Origin of the sequence: Mesorhizobium sp. ES1-3 (genome assembly GCF_020164795.1) — a bacterium.
In the GTDB taxonomy this organism is placed as follows: Bacteria; Pseudomonadota; Alphaproteobacteria; order Rhizobiales; family Rhizobiaceae; genus Mesorhizobium.
In genome coordinates, this window is the sequence record NZ_JAIUGW010000019.1 from 1 (window position 1) to 20200 (window position 20200).

At 59.8% G+C, this 20200-nt stretch carries 15 protein-coding genes and 1 pseudogene; 5 read left to right on the top strand and 11 right to left on the bottom strand.

Annotated elements, in window-relative coordinates:
• Positions 1-1148: 1148 nt before the first annotated feature.
• The 3 genes from LB536_RS22535 to LB536_RS22545 all read left to right on the top strand — a co-directional run bounded on the left by LB536_RS22535 (position 1149) and on the right by LB536_RS22545 (position 4175).
• Positions 1149-1706, top strand: coding sequence for a hypothetical protein (locus tag LB536_RS22535; protein ID WP_224596479.1), 558 nt, complete (start codon positions 1149-1151; stop codon positions 1704-1706).
• Positions 1707-1921: 215 nt separating this feature from the next.
• Complete coding sequence (locus tag LB536_RS22540) at positions 1922-3475, top strand: adenylosuccinate synthetase (protein WP_224596481.1); 1554 nt, start codon at positions 1922-1924, stop codon at positions 3473-3475.
• On the top strand, positions 3453-4175 hold the full coding sequence (locus tag LB536_RS22545; RefSeq protein WP_224596483.1) for a DUF7002 family protein: 723 nt from the start codon (positions 3453-3455) through the stop codon (positions 4173-4175). The genes LB536_RS22540 and LB536_RS22545 overlap by 23 nt, the downstream gene beginning before the upstream one ends.
• Here the strand turns inward: LB536_RS22545 and LB536_RS22550 are convergent.
• The 8 genes from LB536_RS22550 to LB536_RS22585 all read right to left on the bottom strand — a co-directional run bounded on the left by LB536_RS22550 (position 4172) and on the right by LB536_RS22585 (position 16024).
• Positions 4172-5548, bottom strand: coding sequence for a hypothetical protein (locus LB536_RS22550; protein ID WP_224596486.1), 1377 nt, complete (start codon positions 5546-5548; stop codon positions 4172-4174). The genes LB536_RS22545 and LB536_RS22550 overlap by 4 nt on opposite strands.
• A 166-nt stretch (positions 5549-5714) precedes the next feature.
• Positions 5715-7172 (bottom strand): metallophosphoesterase family protein, encoded by a 1458-nt coding sequence (locus LB536_RS22555; protein ID WP_224596489.1) that lies wholly within the window; start codon positions 7170-7172, stop codon positions 5715-5717.
• Positions 7173-8374: 1202 nt separating this feature from the next.
• Positions 8375-11845, bottom strand: a complete 3471-nt coding sequence (locus LB536_RS22560) for an ATP-binding protein (protein ID WP_224596492.1) — start codon at positions 11843-11845, stop codon at positions 8375-8377.
• Positions 11842-13101: an exonuclease SbcCD subunit D gene (locus tag LB536_RS22565; protein WP_224596621.1), complete on the bottom strand. Its 1260-nt coding sequence runs from the start codon at positions 13099-13101 to the stop codon at positions 11842-11844. The genes LB536_RS22560 and LB536_RS22565 overlap by 4 nt, the downstream gene beginning before the upstream one ends.
• Positions 13102-13227: 126 nt before the next feature.
• A complete protein-coding gene (locus LB536_RS22570) occupies positions 13228-14574 on the bottom strand; it encodes a hypothetical protein (protein WP_224596494.1) in 1347 nt (448 codons plus the stop codon).
• A gap of 5 nt (positions 14575-14579) precedes the next feature.
• Complete coding sequence (locus LB536_RS22575) at positions 14580-15095, bottom strand: hypothetical protein (RefSeq protein WP_224596495.1); 516 nt, start codon at positions 15093-15095, stop codon at positions 14580-14582.
• On the bottom strand, positions 15049-15549 hold the full coding sequence (locus tag LB536_RS22580; protein WP_224596497.1) for a hypothetical protein: 501 nt from the start codon (positions 15547-15549) through the stop codon (positions 15049-15051). The genes LB536_RS22575 and LB536_RS22580 overlap by 47 nt, the downstream gene beginning before the upstream one ends.
• The gene (locus LB536_RS22585; protein WP_224596500.1) at positions 15542-16024 is read right to left on the bottom strand and encodes a hypothetical protein; all 483 of its coding nucleotides are present in this window, start codon (positions 16022-16024) and stop codon (positions 15542-15544) included. Before LB536_RS22585 ends, LB536_RS22580 begins: the two co-directional genes overlap by 8 nt.
• A gap of 171 nt (positions 16025-16195) precedes the next feature.
• Between LB536_RS22585 and LB536_RS22590 the strand changes: the two genes are divergently transcribed.
• Both LB536_RS22590 and LB536_RS22595 read left to right on the top strand, forming a co-directional pair.
• Complete coding sequence (locus tag LB536_RS22590; protein WP_224596501.1) at positions 16196-16495, top strand: hypothetical protein; 300 nt, start codon at positions 16196-16198, stop codon at positions 16493-16495.
• Entirely contained in the window at positions 16492-17643 is a 1152-nt protein-coding gene (locus LB536_RS22595; protein ID WP_224596503.1) for an ImmA/IrrE family metallo-endopeptidase, read from the top strand. The genes LB536_RS22590 and LB536_RS22595 overlap by 4 nt, the downstream gene beginning before the upstream one ends.
• 218 nt (positions 17644-17861) lie before the next feature.
• Here the strand turns inward: LB536_RS22595 and scpB are convergent.
• The 3 genes and pseudogenes from scpB to LB536_RS22610 form a co-directional block, all read right to left on the bottom strand.
• Positions 17862-18540, bottom strand: a pseudogene (scpB, locus tag LB536_RS22600) (SMC-Scp complex subunit ScpB).
• 2 nt (positions 18541-18542) lie between these two features.
• Complete coding sequence (locus tag LB536_RS22605) at positions 18543-19496, bottom strand: DUF1403 family protein (RefSeq protein WP_224596505.1); 954 nt, start codon at positions 19494-19496, stop codon at positions 18543-18545.
• Between the two features lie 215 nt (positions 19497-19711).
• A complete protein-coding gene (locus LB536_RS22610; protein ID WP_224596507.1) occupies positions 19712-20167 on the bottom strand; it encodes a helix-turn-helix domain-containing protein in 456 nt (151 codons plus the stop codon).
• Positions 20168-20200: the final 33 nt, after the last annotated feature.

Sequence of the window (20200 nt, forward strand, 5' to 3'; positions counted from 1 at the left end):
TCGCAACCGCGATTGCCGCATCATTTGGCGCACGCAGGATCAAACCATCCATGGGTGCGGTGTCAGAGGATTTCGTCGGGACACTCCATCCGCTTTCCTTGAACGCGCCCTGGCTGCAATCGATGCGGCGGCCGATGGCGATCACGGTGTGACGTCCGGAACTATCTGTCGTCGTCCGGAATTAAATCAGAACGGCGTCGCTGTGGCGCGCAAGTTGCCTACGCTGAGATTCTGACGCCACTGTCTCAAGGGATTGTGGGGGAAGTAAAGAGCTGAATCTTGGTCGATAGGGCTGCTGCTTCGGTTTACCAATCGTGGGCTTTTGGGTTGACCAATTCGTTGCCGACCGCAAGCGGGTTTACCAATAAGGGCAGTTATGTTCTATGCAAATCTAATCACTTAATGCCAATCCAGAATTAACTGTCCTTGGGTCCATTGGTAAACTCGATGTTAGGGTCGGAAAACTCCTGTTTTCAATCACATAGTTCACCCGCCGCCAACTCATAATTCCGGACTGGTAAACCCCGTGAAATGCCAAACAATTCCGGACATCACACCAGACTGCCAATTATGCGACTTTCGAAGCACAAAAGGCGAACGGCGTGTGTTTTCGTCGTCAGTAGCCCTGCCCGCTCCGCAGCTCCGGCGAGCATTACCAATGGCCGCGATGGGGGCCGTTGGTAGTGCTCGCCGCGCTCAACCCTAGCCCCAATATTTCGCGCTGCATTTGCGCTGCGCTAGCGACGGCGTAGGGCGGCAATCTGATTAAACAGCTTAACCACGTCCTCGACATCATCCGGACTTCCGTTCCACACCTCTAGAGCGCTGCCAATTATGCGTGCAGCGCCCTCGGCGTACTGGCTCCGCGGGAGCGTCACGCCCAAGAACGTGCAAATTTGAACGACATTGGGATTTGGTGTTGCAAACTGCCCACGTAGTATGCGGCTGAGGCGACTGGGCTGCATCCCACTCAGACGTGCTGCATTAGCTGCAGAGAGGCGCCGATCAGCTATGGCAATCCTAAGGTCTCTCGCGATTCTCGATGCTTCTTCAGTTGTCAGCCTCATCCATCTCGGATAAGATAGAAATTGCAAATTTGCAAGTTCATTGATCTGTGATAGCAGAGCGGTAGTTTAGGGGAGATGGGGATGGCGTGGAGCAGGCAGCGGGTAACAGCAGTGAAGGTCGATGTCGGACCCTCGATAATGTTGCACAGTGGCGCCTGGCTGGACCTGCTGTCGCCTCATACTAGCGACTTTACCATCGAGGATATTGCCCACGGCCTGGCGCTTCAGTGTCGTTACGCGGGCCAGTGTCTGGATTTCTATTCTGTGGCCGAGCACAGCCTGCTGGTCAGCGACCTTGTGGAAGAGGATCCATTGGCCGCCTTGCTGCACGATGCGGCGGAAGCTTTCCTTGGCGATATCACGCGTCCCCTCAAGCAGATGCTTCCGGATTACAGGCAGATTGAAGCTGAGATGCAGCGCGCGATCGCTGAGCGGTTTGGTATCAGCACTCAGTCAAGCCCGGCAATCAAGCAAGCCGATCTGCGTGTGCTGGCCGCCGAGCAAGCTCAGATCATGCCGGCAGGCACGGACGAATGGGCTAAGCGCGAACGGATTGCGCCCGCCCTAGTAAAGGTACGCTTCCTTTCGCCGCGCGAAGCAAAGAGCGCGTTCCTTCGGCGATATGACGCCTTGCAATAGATTTATCAGCAGAAACAAACTCAGTCAGGCATTTCTCAACAAGAAAACTTCGCATGAGCTATAGATTGAATTGAAATCGATGCGTATCTCTTCGACAAGCAGAGCCTGAGTCCTAGGGCCGATGGAAATCGGGGAAGGGTCTGGTTCTCTAGTGGCAGGAGGTTGCGCTGAAACCAATTTTCTTGGTGTCCGGTACGCTTGCGGTCGGAAAATCGATGTTTACCGAGCAATTGACGTCACGTTTCGACGCGAAGCGCGTATCTACACGGGCGCTATTGCTTCGCGCTAGCGATACCGATGAGCGCGACGCACTGATCAAGCTTGGCGACAAGCTCGACATTGAGACGAACGGAAAGTGGGTCCTCGATCAGTTTCTGGCTGAAACGAACGGGGCTCCGGCGGATCGGATCTGGCTGGTGGATGCGGTCCGGACGCTGGACCAAGTTAAGCACTTCCGAGACGAATTCGGTGACAGGGTCGTTCACGTCCACCTCACTGCGCCGATTGGTGTGTTGCGCGAGCGTTACCTAGCACGCAAGGCGGAGATCCGGGAGTTCAACAGCTACGACGAGGCACGCGAGCACGGGGCGACGGAAAGCAAGATCGAGGCGCTCGCGGAAGTCGCTAACGTGGCTTTGGAAACCCACCGTTCCAGCCCCCGATCGTTGCTAGCCCAGGCAACTGCGGGACTGGGCCTGTTTCCCCGCGAGGTTGCCCGGTGTGTCGACGTTTTGGTCGGTGCTCAGTACGGAAGCGAGGGGAAGGGCAATATCTGCGCCTTCATCGCCAGGGATTACGATGTTCTGGTGCGGGTAGGCGGACCTAATGCCGGGCATAAGGTCGCCGATCCCAAATACGACTACATTCAGCTGCCATCAGGAACGCAAAGCAACCCTGGTGCGAAAATCCTGATCGGCGCCGGCGCAACCCTCTCAGTCAAGCAGGTGCTCAAGGAGATTACTGACCTCAAGCTCACCGAAGACAGGCTGTCGATCGATCCGCAGGCCATCATCATCGAGGACAGCGACATCGCACGGGAAGCGGGCACCCTCGAGGTGATCGGCTCGACGAAAAAGGGTGTCGGAGTTGCTACGGCACGGAAAATTTTAGGGCGAGACGGCAACGAGTACTGGGGCAGCAACGTCCGCCTCGCCAAACAGATAGCGGAGTTTAAGCCGTTCATTCGTGACACCAAGGTCGAGCTCGAGAAGGCTTATGCTGCCGGCAAGTCGGTCCTCCTCGAGGGCACTCAGGGAACCGATCTCAGCCTGCATCACGGGGAATACCCATTCGTAACCTCGCGCGAGACAACAGCGTCCGGTTGCCTCGCCGATGCTGGCATAGGACCAACCAGAGTCCGACGGGTGATAATGGTTATGCGGACCTACCCTATCCGCGTTGGCGGCACGTCGGGGCCGATGATGCACGAGATTACGGTCGAGGACATTGCTGCGCGGAGCGATATTCCGGCGTCGGACCTGCATAAGATCGAAGTTGGCACCGTTTCCGGGAAGGAACGCCGCATCGCCGAGTTTGACTGGGAGCAGGTGCGGCGCGCCGCCAGCATCAACGGGGTAACCGATATCGCGCTGACCTTCGCCGACTATCTCGGAATCGACAATCGCAAGGCGAAAACCTTCGAGGAACTCAACGCGACCACTAGGGACTTCATCGAGCGGGTGGAGAAGGTCACCAACGCCCGGGTGTCGCTGATTTCCAAGGATTTCGGGAAGGACGCCATCATCATTGACCGGCGGCAGTGGAACTGAGGAGCTGCCGGTGCAGGAAAACGAATTGATCAGCATCTATCCGCGGCTGTACCACATGGCGGAGGACGGTTCGTTCCCGTCGATCCGTGACCACGGGCTGATGAGCGCGACGGCGCTCCTCGATGCCTATGGGATTTCTGGCGATCAGCGACTTGCTATTGAGGAGAGGCTTCGGCCCGAGAGCGTCGACATTGCAAAGGATGGACTGCCCAACGCCGTCATCCGCGACAACAAGCCGATGAGCGACAGCGCGCTCCAGAAGTGCCTTCAGGACGGGCTGACACCATTTCAGTGGTACAAGATCCTCAATGGCAAAACCTTCTTCTGGCTGCACAAGAAGCGGTTGTACAGGCTTCTGGCAGCCAAGGCATACCGCGATCGGCCGCACACAATTCTGACGTTTGACACTGCGTCCCTGGTCGCCGCCCACCGCGACAGCATCCTCCTCAGCCCGATAAACAGCGGGTCCACTATCATGAATCCCCAACCGAGGGGGAAAAGTACGTTCATGAAGATTGCCGACTATCCGCTTGCCGAGCGAAGGAAAACGAGACCCTTGGAAAATGCCTTGGTCGAGCTGACGGTCGCCTACAGCGTCCCGGATGCCGCCAGTCACCTTTTGGTAGCGCAACGCGTCAACGGTGACGAAATCGAAGACCTTTGGCGGAAGCCAGGCAGCCATCGGCACGAGGGCCTCTAGGCTGGCACTGCCAACCTGGCTGGTCGCTTGGCCTTTCTGACGAGGTCGGCCAAGTGACTAGTAAGTCCGATCTCGCCTTGAATCTTCACCCCCGCATCGGCCGGCATGTCATGCAGGAATGTTCGCAGTGCCTCGAGCCCTTCGGCCGCTTCGAAGGTCAGCCAGCGGGCCGCTTCTCCAGGCACCAGAACAGCCTGTGAGGTGTGGGTCGCACCGCGATGGAGCTGTACCACCCAGACTGTCTGTCCGTCATAGACCCACTCGAAGCGCACGGCTCCAAGCGAGCGGGACAACATGTCGTAAACCGAGTCGATCTGCTCGGCGACTGCAGATGGCAGCTCTTCGGGGTGATCGATACCCAGCATCAAACCATCGCCCTCACCGGAGCGACCTTCCACGAGCAGGGTCCCGTCGATCGTGACAATGGCAGCGCCTGAATAGGCAGCCGGTACCGCGGCCTGGCAAATTACGGAAGCGATGGCAGTGTGGTTGGGATCCTCTGCGGACATAAGCTTGAATGGGTCAGTCCAGCCCTTGAGGGTTGTGTACCTTCCTGGCTCTGGCTCATCCGGACTGGTGCGGGTCCAGACCTCGTGACTTCCCGTCGGCTTTCCGAAGGTGAATGGGGCAACGCGCCGCCCGAAGACAGTGGTAGCTGGCACATTTGCGCCTACGAGCTCGGCCATGAGCAGACCGAACGCCTTGTCACCGATATGTCGGCTGAAGCGGTTGGGCCAATTCATGCTGGCAGTCGCCGCCACCGTATTTTCGGGCTCCGACTCCCAGCATAGCGTGTGGCTGTTCTTCCATCCGCGTGGCCGAGGATGAATGCTGAACTCGAGCCGTCCCTTGCTCTGCATCTTTAGCTCAGGTCGAAATCCATAGACCTTCGTGAGCAGATCAAGCGCCCAAGGCACGGGTAGGGAGGCCACTCCGGGCTTCTCCACGCACCGCGGTGTGTCATCAGGAGCGAACTCCATAATGCCGCCCTGGATCACCCCGGAAACCCCACCATCATTGATGTCGATGGTCTCATTGGCGATCACGAACAGGCCCAATGAAATAAGCCGCTTCAGTCCGGCGAGGGCTTCCTGCACGTCGCGTACCCCGTAGACAAACTCTTTGCTCCGCGGACTGTCCGGGGCGTAGCTGCGCAGATTTATCGAGGCATCCACACTCGCGGCCAACAGCGCGGCAAGTGCCTCTTGGGCGTCCCCGAAGTGGTGATTGGAAGGGTAACCGAAGACCCGCGAGTAGCTCTGAGAGAAGGCCCCACCGGACGTGGGAAAGAAGCTGATAAATTGCGCAACATTCCCCGCCCGAGCCAACGCGTCTAGCGATTCATCCTTGCGAAAATTCAAAGCGATACCCATTCCCGTTTCTTCATGGCAATAGCAAGCCGTCCCGGTAATGGGCACATACTAGGCCTTCGCGCCACATAGGCGAGCCAGTGATCCCCGCTTTCCCGCCAGTTTTGCACAGACACGAATAATTGCACCGTAGGTTCAACTTCGCACCTTGACGCGCGAGGGATGAGGGTTAGGCCGCCGCCTTAGGCAAAATGGGGGAGATATCTAAGTTGCCACTGAAGAGGGATAAACCCACTTTGCCATCGGGACGCAGCTCCCTCATCGTCAGGTGCATTTCCTTGTCGCTCAAGCGGAAGATACAGTAGGTGTTGCGTTCGTTGCCGGGACGCCGCACCGGCGAGACGCCGGTACTGCCGTTTGAAACGACATAGATCGCCGCCTGTTGCGGAGCACCAGCGAGTGGCTGATTGTCATATTTGACCACCCGCGGCATATGCTCGTGGCCGTGAACAGCTAGCTGCACGCCGGCCTGCTGAGCAGCGTCCAGAATTCGTGGGGCATCTACCGAAAGCGTTATCCCCTTGTTGTTCAGCGTCGCGACATTGGTTACCGGCAATAAATGATGATGCAGGGCCATGATTTTGTATGTCGGTCGATCGATCCGCTCGGCGCCCAGTTCGCGCAACGCGTCGATTCCACTGTCGCCGATGTAGCCGTACTCGCTCCATTCTGTTTGAACGATGGTGCATGAGTTCAGCACCCCGATCAACACATCTACTTCACCCAGCTGCAATCGTCGAACGTAGTTCAGCGTCTCCTTCCAACCGCGCCCTATGAGCTCCTCACAGAATACGCGGTATTGAAGCTCATGCTCGTATGTTGCCTGATTGCTCACCGCCAGCTTCGCGGCATCGACGTTCGACGGATCCATTGCGCGGACAATGTCATGGTTGCCGGGAACGGCGACTATCTGGTCTCGCTCTAGACCGAGCGCCCTAGTCAGGCTCGCGAACTCAGCCAGGATGCTGCTGCGCCTGGCTTGGCTCCAGTCGCCCTTCGTGGTGAAGTCGCCGGTAACTAGGATTGTGCCGATATCGTTGTGGGCACCTATCCTGCCCAGATCATCCAGAAGGGCCTCCGTGAGCGTCTTCTTCGTGTTGCCGATAGCCGGTGTTTCGCCCTGTAGGAGAAAGTCGTAGTCCGGTCCGAAATGAAGATCGGACAGGTGGAGAATCGCCGAGCGATTGGCGCGGGTCGTCGCGGCTACACGATCCGGTTGATGGGCCTTCCCGCCGAGTGGTACCAGAGTGTGATCGCCAAACCTGTTTGCTACCTCGTCGAGATATTCGCACGCCTGAATATCGGTGAGCTTGAACCAGCCGAAGATGCGGTCCCGCTCGTCGACATAGTAGTTAGGAACGGCTACCAGCTCGTCACCGTCAAGCAACCCACGGCGCCAGACCTCAACTTTCGCAGTAAACATGCGTCTGGTGGAGCGGTCGACGATATAAGCGATCGTTGGGCCATTCATGGTGTCGAGCGCCTCGAGGTGCTCGTCCTCGAACGTCTTCTTCCACCAGCCCCACCAGACGAAACCCTTGCTCAAAATAATCTCGCGGTGGGATTGAATGGTGTCGACGCCCGGCGTGGTGTCCCTGAACCTTAGCGCTATGAACGGTGTTGCCACTCTGCAGTTCTCCAAAAGGGTGGTTTCGGGACGCGCCACTGCTCAAGTGCCGGATACGCGCGAAACAGTTCTGTCGGCGGTATTTCCGAGGTCAGATACGCCCTCAATGCCTGAATCAGATGATGGCCGTCGCTGACCACGGCGACTTCGTTCTGGGAACTCCACAAACCGATACTATCCCGGCCAAGCGCTCGACGACTTACATGAGGCCAGGTCCATCCCTCGGCACCGAGGACTTGTGCCACTGTGGACAGACCGGTGGAGTACGGCGCATCACGGACGGCGAGCTGATAGTCATTGATCGTGAAACGAATCCATCGCCACGGCTCAGAGTGGGGTGGCGGCATACTAGGCTCGCGTCTGACCGATATGCTGACAAGGTCGCCACGGCGAGGCTCTCCGTCGGGACGGCCGCCCCCATGCCTCCAGACGGCTGCCTGTTCGAACTCTGGCGAAAGGTATTCTACCGCGATGCCCGCATCCTCGAGCCTCCCCCATCCATCGACCCAGCCAACGAGTTCTTCTCGTTCCACCCTCGCGGTTGGCCGGGTATGCTCTGGCCAAAGGGTTACAAGGATTTGCCCTCCTTGGCCGACGACCGAAGCTGCCCAAGCTATCCACCGCTTCGCCTCGGCTGGATACCAAGGTGGATCCAGAATTGCCATCGATTGCTTAATCTTCAGCGTCACTTCTCCGACGTCGGCTACGATGTGTTTCCTGACGTTTTGAAACGGCTGCCGATCAACCAGGATCGAATCCTTAGAAGCTAGATCGAGGTAGCGAGAAATAGAGGGCGTGCCTACGGCGAGGACTGTTGCCTCTCGCGAAACTAAGCCACATATCGCCTGAACTGATGCGGCGGAATATCGCCAGTCGAAGTCGAGTGGGTGAGGTTGAGGAAGGCGCAGCGGCGGGCTCCACGTTCGTGATCGTGATCCAGAAGTAGCGCAGAAGTCTGCGCTGTTCACCCTTTCTTTTCGTGTTCAAGGGCTGGCAGGTTCTGGCGCTTAGCCTCCAGCCGCTGCTAACTCTCAACTTGTCTGATTCCCCCCGTCTGAGGCCTGCGGTGATCGTGTCAGATCGGGAGACCGGCACCTTTTGGGATCCCGCCGAGAGCCTGAGAGAGAGCGGCCGAAAAGGCGCGAAGCCGTCATTGCGATGCGCCTTACCACGAGGCGCGCCAACAACAATGCTGTTTTGAATCACCCGAGTTCGTGGATGGCGACGTCGGGAACGACCGATTTCGCAATCTCACATAAGTGCTGATGATGGGTGAGATAGATCACCTGGCCAACACTGGCCATCTCACTGAACAGTCGGAAAACTTCCTCCGACCGGAGATGGTCGAAGGTCTCCATGATGTCGTCGGCGATGAACGGAACAGAGGGCCTGAGCTTGGCAAACTCGTAATATCCTGCGAGGCGTAGAGCCAAGTAGAGCTGAAAACGCGCGCCTTTCGACAAAGCGTCTGCGATCTTCGACTGGCCATCCCGCTGCGTGGCGATGAGGACCTCACCGCCCTTTACCGGCTGGGTCGTCAAGCCTGTGTATTGGCCGCGCGTTATCAGTGCGAAGGCGTCGGAGGCCCGGCTCATCATTCCAGAGCGGTGACGTTCGCGGTAGACCCGGAGCGCGCTTGCTGCCGACATGACGCCGAGCTTCAACTCGATATAGCGGGCAGCCTTCTCCTCGATTTCGAGGAGCACTGTGCGGCGCTCCGCATCGATCCGGGCAACTTGGCTGTCGCCGCCAATCGCGTCGAGCTTGTCGGTCGCTCGGGTACACCGGACGAGTTGCTGTTGTATGGCTTCATCGAGGTCAGCGAGGCGCCGCTCGATTTCAGCCTTTTCAATTGCCAACGCGTCGAGATCGACGCTCTCCAGCAATGAGCGCGCCTGGGCGAAGTCATCGAGAGCGAGTTCGCTCGTCAGTCGTTCTTCAAGCTCGGCCACTGCGCTCTGGAGGCCGTCTCGCTCGCGAAGCTGCTCGTCGCGCTCTGCGACTTCAGGCAGAGTTTTCACCCCGAAAGTATCGAGCACTTGCTGCTTGGTGGTCTCGTGTGCCGCGATCTCGGCTTTCAATGCCTCCTGAACGTCTTGCAACTTTTGAACATCAATGAGGAGATTCGCCCTCGCCTCACGGGCACGCTCGGCTTGCTCCAGGCGCTCGGTCAGCCAGGCGCTCACCTGTTCCGGCGCCGTGTCGCTCGCAGGCTCCCCGGCCTGCGCCAAAAGCCGGGCCACCTCTTCAGCAAATCCAGTCCTGTCCGCCTCCATCTTGCCTATGCGCCTACGCATAGCCTCACGATCCTGCAGCGCCTTTGACAGCTCCGACAACTGATCGAGCACGCTGCCAAGCCCGGTTCCGGCGATGCCGTCTTCGAGCCAGGTGCCCTTCAGCGTTTCTTTCACCTCGGCCTGCCATGCAGCATCTCGCCGCTCGGAAATTTCAACAGCGAGCCGCCTGGCGGCCATCTCCTCTTCTTTCGCGGCGACGCTCCTCATCGCTTCCGCGCGTTCCGCGTCGACCTTCGCCTGCCTGTCCAGAAAGCGGTCAGCAGCGACCACCATCGCCTCCAGGGCCTCACCGGCTTCCGGCTGAATTCCAACGCTTCGAAGAGCCGAGGCCAATCCTAAATGGATCCGCTCTCCTTCGGCTGTTGTTCGTTCAATTCTCGCGCGTGCGAGCAGGATGTCGTCCCAGGCGCCAAGCGCGTCAGCGCGCGCGGACAGCCGCTCCTCCAAAAGTCCGATCAAGAGGTCGAGCGACTGCGCTTGGCAATCCTTAAGCAAGGTGCTGGCCCTTTGCTTGATTTCAGTCGACGCCGTTTCAGCCCGCTTTTCCAGCTCACCGAGCTGGGCCCTGACGCGCCCTATCGCCGCCTCGGTCTCGGTCGCCTGTTGCTTGATTGCGCGCAGGTCCGCGAGCTCGCCCGCATGAGCCAACCGCGCCCTACCGACATGATCGTCCCTGGCCAGTGCCGCGGCAAATGCGTCTGCGGTTTCGGCCTTTAAATCTGCGCGGTGATTTTGCCAGGCCTCGTCCCTATCACGGCGAACGGCTGCGGCTGTTTCGTCGTCGGCGATATCGGCCGAGGCGCGGACTGCGGCCAGACGAGCAGACGTTGAGATCCGGCTTTGTTCATGCTCAGCCAGACGCTCGGAAAAGACTGCCTTGTCCCTTTGAAGATCGGCGGCAAGTTCCTTCCAAGCAGCGATCTGCATCGGCGATGGAATCGACATTTGCGAAAGCGCCTCCGCATCTCCCGACCGCAGCCGAAGGCGCCGCATCGCATCGGCCAAACTTGTTTGCCGCTCGTCCTCGAACGCGCGCGCCTCTGCGATTTCGCGTTTGTGACCACTGGCCTTGGCTTCCGACACTGCTGCCATCAGCCTGGCTCTTGCGGGCTCGGGCACCGCCCTCTCCTCGCCAACGCGACCACGCGCTGCGTTGAGCCCGTCAAGCGCGGCAGCCGCTTCATCGCGGGCCATCCGTAGGCTCGTCGTGATGCCGGAGCGTTGTTCGACCATGGTGCGAAGCGTGCCGACCACAACGGCCGGCAGCATGAGCCGGGACGGATCCTGTTCGGCCGCCCTTCCAAGCGCGGCGAGACAGTTGGCCACCGTCTGGTCGATCAGCTGGACTTCCATCTTGCGGGTCGGCAGGTCCATGCCCGCGGACAGATAGCGTGCCTTGCGCTCGGCAAGTCCTCGCACCTGCTCCGAGATCGCCACCACAGCCTCCTCGACGGCGATTGCTTCGATCTTTGCCTTCGCGCGATCGATCTCATCGGCATTCGCCTGGAGACGGGTTCTTAAGCGTGCGTCTTGATCAATCAAGCCCGCGACGCTACCACTCCAAGTCCTGGCAGGAGACGGCATGTCCGGCAGTTCAGCCAGCCTGCTTGCCTTGCGTTTTATCTCCCCCAGGAGGGGCGCGGCGCGCGCATTTCGCTCGATCGTGGCGAGCCGCGCCGACAACGCCGCGCGTTCAGCCAAGCTGCGGTCATACTTCTCCTGCGCCTCCGCCCGTTCCGCCTCGAGCGCCTCGAATGTCGAGGCCAGGGTGTCAATCGCCTCCTTACGGGACTTGAGTTCCGCGAACCGTTTTTTCAGCAGCGCGATTTCGGTGGTCTGGGCCTGTCTTCGGTGAAGCCCATCGGCCTCTGTCTCAAGTGCGGCCAAGACATCGCTGGCATGGCCAAGCCCAGCACTTGCGGTGAAGAGGAGCTTGCCCAGATCGCCACGCGATTCAAGGATCGCCTTGCCCCCAGCTTCCAGCGTCTCGTCATCCAACGAGAACATGCTGCTGTAGGCTTCGCGGGACAGGCCGGCGAGCTGCGCCGAAATGGCAACCTCGCTCAGCGGTCTGCCTTCGGCGTCGTGCAATGAGTTGCTGCGGCCTTTGGTGCGGGAAACGGCGAGCGCGCGTCCGTCGAAACCGAGCAGCCCGCCGATGCGCATCGAGCTATATTCGTGCAGGAAATTATAGCGACTGCGCTCTTCGATGCCAAAGAGCAGATCAAGGTAGGCGGCAAGCGCGGTCGACTTGCCGGCCTCATTAAGCCCGAAAACGATATGCAGATCCGGACCTGAAACCGGCTTCTCTCCGAAGTCGATCGCCTTGTCGGTAAACTTGCCGTAGCGGGTCAGATCGAGGCGCCGCAATCTCATCGCGTCGCCCCTGCCTTCAGCCTTGCCGTGACCAGGTCGACGCTTCCGGCAAGCACGTCGTCGAGAAATCGTTCCAGCCCAGCTTCATCCTTGCCTGCGAAACCGCGGGCATCGGGCGGCAGGTCTGCGATCGTCTTCAACACGAATTCTCGAGCTTCGGACCGAAATGCTTCTGAGCCCGCATTGGCCCGCATGGACTGCGCGAGTTCCAAGGTAGGATCGGCAACACTTTCCAAATCTCCGACGGCGGAAGCCGAAAGATGAAGCTCCAGCTTCTCCACCCAGGTGTCGCCCACCTGCTCGGCCGCCTGTTCGGCTTCCGCCACGGCCAGGTCCCGGTCGCGCATCAGCGACCATGAAAGGGCAGACGTACCGACCAGGCGAAGACGGGCAACAAGGTAGCGGGATCTGGCACCCTCCCGGGATTGCTCCAGCCCTGCTCGGATACGACTGATGGCTTCGCTCCATTCCGACACCCCGGTCAGATCGAGACTCACCCGCTCAAATTGCGCGACACTGGTGAGCCTCTCCTCTATCTCGACGGAGCGATCGTCGCGAACGGTGACCAGCGTAACCGACTTCTCGCCCGCCTCATTGATGTCCCGCCCCTGCGGGATCCCTGGCATCACCAGCGTGCTCGCACCGGAATACACCTGGCGAACGTGAATGTGGCCAAGCGCCCAATAGTCAAAGCCTTGGCCGTGCAGGTCGGCGACGCTGCAAGGTGCATAAACGTCATGGCCTGGGGAGCCGGCCAGGCTCGTATGCATGATGCCGATGTTCGCAGCTCCTTCCTGTGGGGCGGCATATTTGGGCAGCAGGCTTTCGGACGCCTTGGGGCTGGCGAAGCTTAGCCCATGGAACGCGACGTCGATCCCATCGCCAGGCTGGATCAGGGATTGGCAGCGGCCGCCAAAAGTGGTCACCGTGTCGGGCAATATGAGCTGCTTCGTAATCCGCGACATGGCGTCATGATTCCCGCGGATCATGTAGACCCTGATGCCAGCTTGATGGAGACGCGCCATCTGGGAAGCCAGAAAGCGTGCCGTCTTCATCGAGGTCTGGTCGCCATCGTAAAGATCGCCGGCAATGACCAGAGCGTGGACACGCTCCGTCAGGCAAAGGTCGACGATTGCGACGAAAGCCTGACGGCTGGCGTCTCCCACGAGTTCGGCAAGAGTTGCGTTTCTCATCGCCAATGAACGCAGGGGCGAATCGAGATGAATGTCGGCGGTGTGGACGAATCGAAATACCATTGCTGCCTCCGCAGTGGAGCCTAAAGGACTTTCGCCGTCGCAAGATATGAAATCACGGCGGGCGGCCGCCGCGCGTATTTCATCCACGATCTTCAGCAAGAATTGCCGGCAAAGGACAAGGCAAAGCTACGCGAAGGAGAACTCGAAGCCGCCCAGCCCCCTGCCAGGCACCGGATTGAAGACGCCAGCGCTCGCGGCCTCGACCGTGCCGAGCTCGACCTGGCTGATCTGGTTGGTGGGACGCAAGGCAGCCAGGCGCAACAGCTGTGCGATCGTCAACGCTCCTATCGCGGCGCCGACAAAGGGCACTGCCACGCTGGCTTCAGCAAGGCTGTATGTGCCGCAATTGCCGTGCTTGCGGGCATGCTCGCGGTAGGCGGGCTTATCCAGCACAGCGTCGACGTTCTTGGGAGCAGCGGGGCGCGACCAAAGTGTTTCTGGGTCGACGCCCCGCGGGATCACGCGGATCTGGGCAATTTCGAAGTCGATTGCGCCATACCCGACGCCGGCGTCGAGCACGAAGTCGTGGCAGCCTTTGGCGATTGCGATCCGAGCGGCCGGTTCATCGAGTCCCATCAGCATGATAACCGGATCCTCACTTGTCAGCCGCAGATTGCCGAAGTTGCGGCGTTCAAGAATTGATGTTTTCCACCCCGCGGCTTCGAGCCAGCGGGCCGCCACGCGGGTCTTGTGATTCTCGGTCTCGAAGTCGAGGGAACTGGTCAGTAGCCCGGTTGCGACGTTTTCCTTGCCCACGACCTGATCGTCCTGCAGGACCGCATGACAACCAGCAACAGGCAGGAAACCGAGACTCCATAGGAAACCTTGGCCCAGGTGACCCAGACCGACAAACCACAGCTTGTCCGGCAGCGAGAGCGTTGTTGGCGGGTTCTGATCGCCGTTCAGCCGCCAGGGGTTCCAGAGCGATATAGTCGCACGCCGCGCAATGCTACGGCGCCGACCAAGGGCCTTGGCAAAGACCTCTCGCACGGCAAGTGCGCCAGCAAAAATGCCAGCGAGTGGGTTGTCCGAATTACCGATTGGCTCATCATCAAAGGCCGGTAGGACGCCAGACATCCAACCATTCCACCAGCATCGGACAAACACCTCTTCGGCGTCGGCTTGCCCAATTGCGACCACGTGAGTTGCGTCCTTGGGGATAGATTGCGCGATCTCCGCACCGTGCAGCCGAGCGGCTTCGACAAGGGTCCTGTCCAGCCGAAACCGACGAGTGAGAGCGACATCGTCGCCGCACACCAGTGTGGCGCTGCCGAAGCACTTTACGGCGGTCACGACAGCCGTCAGCACGGCGGCCTGCCCGGCCGGCGTCGCGGCTTGTTCGGCATCGATGATAACTGCAAAATGCACCGCATCGAGCATGGCGGTACCCTGCTCGAAGCCTTTGTCGGAATCGTTTGCATCGGTGATGGCCTTCACGATCCGGGAACGGCCGAGGTGGGGAATCTGGTTCATCGAGGTCACCTCAAGATGAGAAACGGTGCGCTTGCGCGCGAATGGTCGATCCATGCGCCGTTGCCGCGATACTCGTACTGACCGATACCGCCGGGCGTAACGAACCCTGAGGCAAAATCCGGCAGGATGAACGCGAAATGCCCGGCCCGCGGCATGACCGGATCGGCCTTGTCAGAAGGGCTTTGTCCGTAGCCATAGGGGTGTACATGAATGTCGGCGACGACCCGATAGCCGCGCGCACGGCATATTTCCCAAAGCCTGGGAAGCTTGTTGCCGTTGAACTTCACGATGCCGGTGTCGAGCGCATGCTCGTCGATGTCGTCGTAGTAGATGAAGGCGCGGATGATCTTGGGACCGCTTTCTGAAGCCTCGCCGATCAAAAACGCGCCACTCTCACGACGTCGCCCTAGGGTGCGCCGGCCGAGTTCAGCCGCCCCATCCATCCACACGGCCGTATCGCAAATGATTCGCGGCTCAGGCCCGTGCAGCCAGCCAAAGAGCCTGTTCAGCAACCAACGCATAGAGCTGCTCCATGATGAACGAGATTTCGCGGGTTCGATTCCAGGCTTCGTCCGGCCGCTTCATTGCCCAGTCGTTGTGCTGAGCTGCTCCGCGGTTCCAGGCCCTGTAGATGCCGCCTATCGGCGCGCTGCCCCATTCCTTCATGGCTTCGACAAAGCCGGGGGCTCCTGAGGTTGGCGGAGCCGGGCGCACTCCGCCCTGGGCATCGTCGGCATATGCCCAGCGCTCTACATACGGGCCCGGATCGGGAAAGCCCGAGCACTCCAGTCGGAAATCGTGCGAGAACGCAAAATTATCGGGCCTGGTCACGAACTGAACGCGGACGAGGAGCCACGGCCAATTGACGTTCAACACCGTCCACCGGCCCTGGTCGACACCGGCGAGAAAGCGAACCGTCTCCACTTGCTTCAGCAGCGTTTGCAATGAGGGCGTAACTTCTTTTTCCTCAGCCATTCGTGAAGTCCTTGAGGGTCAAGTCGACCGTGACCGCGCAGTCGGCGTGATCTGCGTAGCGGCCGATCATTGCGTCTTTCGGCAGCGGCTGATCGGCTCCGGGCAGGATGAGGTTTGCCTTGGCCGCGGCATTGGCGTCGAGGTTGAAACCCTGCTTGCCAGTGGCCCAGTGAAGGATGCGTAGGACGGTCGCGGCAGGCGAGAATTTGTGCTTCTTCGTGTCGCCGTCATAGCGGATCTCTACCGCGATATGGCGGCAGCGATGGACCAGCAACACGATGGCGCGGCGATCGCCGATCCCGGTCAACGGGTCGTCGCTGTCGTGTTCGAACACGTGTGCGTGCTCGAAACCGGCCACTGCGCGAGCAATGACGAGCAAAGCGTCGACATCGCCCTTGGCGATCTCGACGGTTTTTACATCGGGGATCGTCTCGAACTCGAGCTCGGCGCGAACCTTCTTGTCGTCGTTATTCATTTTTCGCCTCCTTTTCGTTGGCAATAATCGAGGGTTGGGCCGGATGCTTGGCACCGGCGCGGTGACATGATAGTTCCATTCCGTGGAACGAGTCTGATATGCCATAAGCTGCGTCGGCTGGCAACCGTGATGGTTCCATTTTTGGGAACGATATCTTTGTTGGCGGTAGCCATGAAGCTGATGGGCACATCGAAGTTGAAGCAGCTGGCCTGCTCCTGCAGCGAAGAAGTGAGCGGGGCGGTGTCGGCACTCGTCGCCGAACTGGAAGATGGGCGATGGCCGACCGCGGCCGAGCTCGTCAGGTCCTATCCGTCAGCGATTGTCGATGGCGCGCACGTTCATATCCCGATCGAGGACGGGCTTTGCGCCGACCTTATCGTCAACTTTGAAACCGAGATGATGCTCATTGAATTCGCTGGCGCAGCAGCCGCGTCCAAACATGTACGTAAGAAGGGGAGAAGGGCCGCATGACTATACGACCAATTCGATCTGACGAGGATTACCAGTCCGCGCTCGAACAGGCTCACTCACTGATCGTTCGCCATGATAAACGATCAATTGACGATCTGGAGGTGCTCCAGGCTGTGATTGAGAAATGGGAAAAGCAGCATCACGGCATCGAGGGCGCGACCCCAGCTCAAGCTATCCACTTCCGTATGAATCACCTGAATTTGAGTCCACGAGATCTCATTCCTTATTTAGGGAGTAAGTCCCGTGTCTCTGAAATACTAAACGGACAGAGGCAGCCGACGGTCGATCAAATTCGAGCTCTAAATCAGCATCTGAAAATCCCGGTTAGGTCATTGGTTGGATCGGCCAAGCATGAACCGGCAACGCGACAATCATCTGCATCGCTAGCAGCTGCCAAAAGGCTTCGCGCACTTCGAATGATGAAACCTACTGAAAGTCTCTCGAGCTTTGTCTCGCGCGCCAACATCGTTGCGCCAGCGGTAGCAATGTTGCGCAAGACGCGCACAGAACGAACCAACGCAAAAACCGATCTATCTGCACTGGAGGCATGGTGTGCGGCCGTCCTGCTGCGCGCAGAACAGGTCTCTGTTAAGCAAAACGTCAAGGTAGTCGATTGGGAAGCAGCCGCTAGGAAGTTAGCTCAAGTAAGCGCGAACGATAGGTGGCACGATGACCTGAAAAAAACACTCGACGGATTTGGTGTTGTCCTGATCATATTGGAGCACTTGCCAGGAACATACCTGGACGGCGCGGCCATGCGCAGGGCAGATGGAACCCCCGTGATTGCTCTTACACTTCGACATGATCGTCTGGACAATTTCTGGTTCACGCTTCTCCACGAGTTCGCTCATGTTGCTTGTCACCTCAGTGGCGAGACACCGATAATTCTGGATGATCTGGATGTGGCGAGCGACGACAAGGTCGAAAAGCAGGCTGATCGCTTCGCGACGGACGCACTCATTCCGGACAAGATATGGGCAAGGGTGACCGAAGAGAGCCGTTCGGAAGACCTTCTCGCGGTGGCGGAGGAAGCCGGAGTTCATCCGGCAATCGCCGCCGGAAGATGGCGGTTTCAATATTCGGACTATCGACGGTTCTCCAAGCTCTTGGGGCCTGGCCAGGTGAAGGCAGCGCTGACAGCGGAATAATCTGGCAAAGACGGATCCATCTATCGCCTCTGACGTGCTCCAGAAACGGGCTCAGCATGCGTGGAAGACGCGGCTACGTTCGTGCGACCGGTCTTGCGCCTAACGACCTTGGGATTACATTTGAGGCGCTGTTCTAACGCTTGTTTGCTCACGAAGGTTGTTGCCGATAAGCACCTTGCAGTTCAGCGACCGTCAGGGGACGCAGCCGGCTATCGACTTCACTCGAGGTCGTCTTGGCAGCTGGTAAACTCGGGCATGATGTCGCCGGCCAGGAGCTTTTCCTTCGACAGCAGCCCGGCGTCCTCGAGCGCCTCGAAATCCGGCAGCTGGCGCAGCGTGTCGAGCCCGAACTGCGACAGGAAAATTCTTGGTCGTCACATAGGTGTAGGGCGCGCCTTGAGTGGGGCTGCGCGGCCCCGAGGCGATCAGCTCCTGCGCGCGCAGCACGCCGATCAGGTCGCGCGATACCTCCTTGCCGAAGAAGCTCGACAACTCGCCACGCGTGATCGGCTGGAAATAGGCGATGCACATCAGCACGAGCGCCTCCGCCTGCGACAGTTCTTTCGCCTCCTGCCCGTCTGCGCCAAAGGCACTGCGGATGACGTCCCCAAAAGCCTTTTTGGTCCGGTGCTGCCAACCGCCGGCGACTGACGCCAGCTCATAGGGGCGGCCGGCGAGCTCGGCGCGAATGTCGTCGATGATCAGCTCGATATTGCAGTTCTTTCCCACCACCCGCGCTAGCACACTACGTGTCACCGGTTCGCCGGCGGCAAAAATCACCGCTTCGACGCGGCCCATCCATTCGCGCCAGCGCAGTTCAGGCGGCAAGTGCTCGAGCTCTGTGTCCAGCAAAGCCGGCTGGTCGTTTGTCCTGCGGCGGGCGGACGCTTCGCTCATCGCTAAAGTCCAAACAGCCGGAAGCTGGGACGGCCCGACAACTCGCGCACGACGCCGAGTTGTTGCAGCCGCTCGAACAGGCGGCGCGCCGCAAAGCGCGACAGGTTCTTTGTCACGAGCGAGCCGGAAACGGCATCTTCATTCAGGAGCAAAACAATCACGTCGCCGGCGCCTTTCGCGCGCAATTTTGGTGCGACGGCCAGCAGCTTTTCGGCGCGGCGCGACAATTCGGCGGCGAGCCGGCAGGCCTCGGCCGCCGCTTGAACCAGCGCAACGCAGACCGCCCGCTCAAAATTCTTTTCGCCCGGCCGGATTCTTTTGCCGCCACCTTCAGCGCGGAAGGCTGACGAAAAAACCTGGTTCACGAGCAGCGGCAGCGGTCGCGGCCAGCGCAGGGCCTGCGCCAGCAGCAGGTCGGCCAGCCACCAGGCCAACAGCTCGGCATCGGGCCGCATGGCAACGACATGCGCGGCGATTGCCGCGGCGGCGAATGGCGCCGTGCGCTGTGATCGCACCAGTTCCTCGATCTCCGTGCAGAGGTCGGTGAGCGCCGCGCCGTCCCAGTGAAGGCCAAGCTGGTCGACGATCTTTTCGAGCCGTTCGGCGTTGGCGACGGGCGGCTGCGCGGCCAACTGCCGCCAGGCGCCCAAAATGGCGCCGGCGGGGCCGGGATCGGCGCCGGCCGGGCGCAAGTGCCAGGTGTCACGCAGCGCGGCTTCGTCCTCGGCACGGCCGGCGAGCCGCATGCTGGCGCCGGCGCAGCGAACCGCCAGCCGCTGGCGCCAGGCACCAGCCCAGGAACGCTCTGCCCGGGCAAGTGTGTCGAGCGCGCCCAAGGCGTCGCCAGCCTGGAAGGCGGCGTCGGCCTCGTTGAGCGCGGCACCGGACGCGAGCGCCCACGCCGGAACGGTGGGCGGCGCGGCGGGGCTGGCGATCGCGGGATCGAGGCGAATCATGATTAAGAGGGTAAAGGGCTTGTGCGCTTTGCGCCATCGATTTCGGCCCTAAACGCACAGCCTGTCGGCAACATAAAACGAATGATAATGTTGCATTATCAGTCATTTAGGCGAAGAGTTGACGAAGCCGGCCGCGTTCGAAGTCGTTTTTCAGACCGGTTGCCAAGCACCTCGTCTGCCGGTGCCGGTTTTCCTGCCAGCCTCGTTGTCAATGGTCATTGAGGGACGGTCAATTCTTCCCCGATAGCAGCGATCAGGGCAGATAACTTGACGCGCACCCGCGGAGGTAATTGAAGGAATCCCGAGATCAGGCGCCGTCCTTCTGAGCTGGCAATGAAGCCAATGCGCGCATCGGGCGGTAGATAGGAAGCCTCACAGCCGGACTCCCCATTCTCCGGGAGACCTTCGAAAAAACGACTGACGGGGACACCCAGGGACTTGCCAATCTCGTAGATCATGGACGCACTGACGCGGTTCCTTGCATTCTCGTACTTTTGGAGCTGTTGAACGCTGACGCCTATCGATCGGGCAAGCTGAGCCTGCGATACGTCCGTCAGCACGCGAACCGTCGCGATCTGTCTGCCGACGTGAAGATCGGCGGGGTGAGGATCACGCCTGATCTTTGGCTTTGACGCTATCCTCAAAGGACGCCAATGTTTCGGTTCCGACAATGCCTTCGATGCTCCAGCAGGCCATTCTCCTTC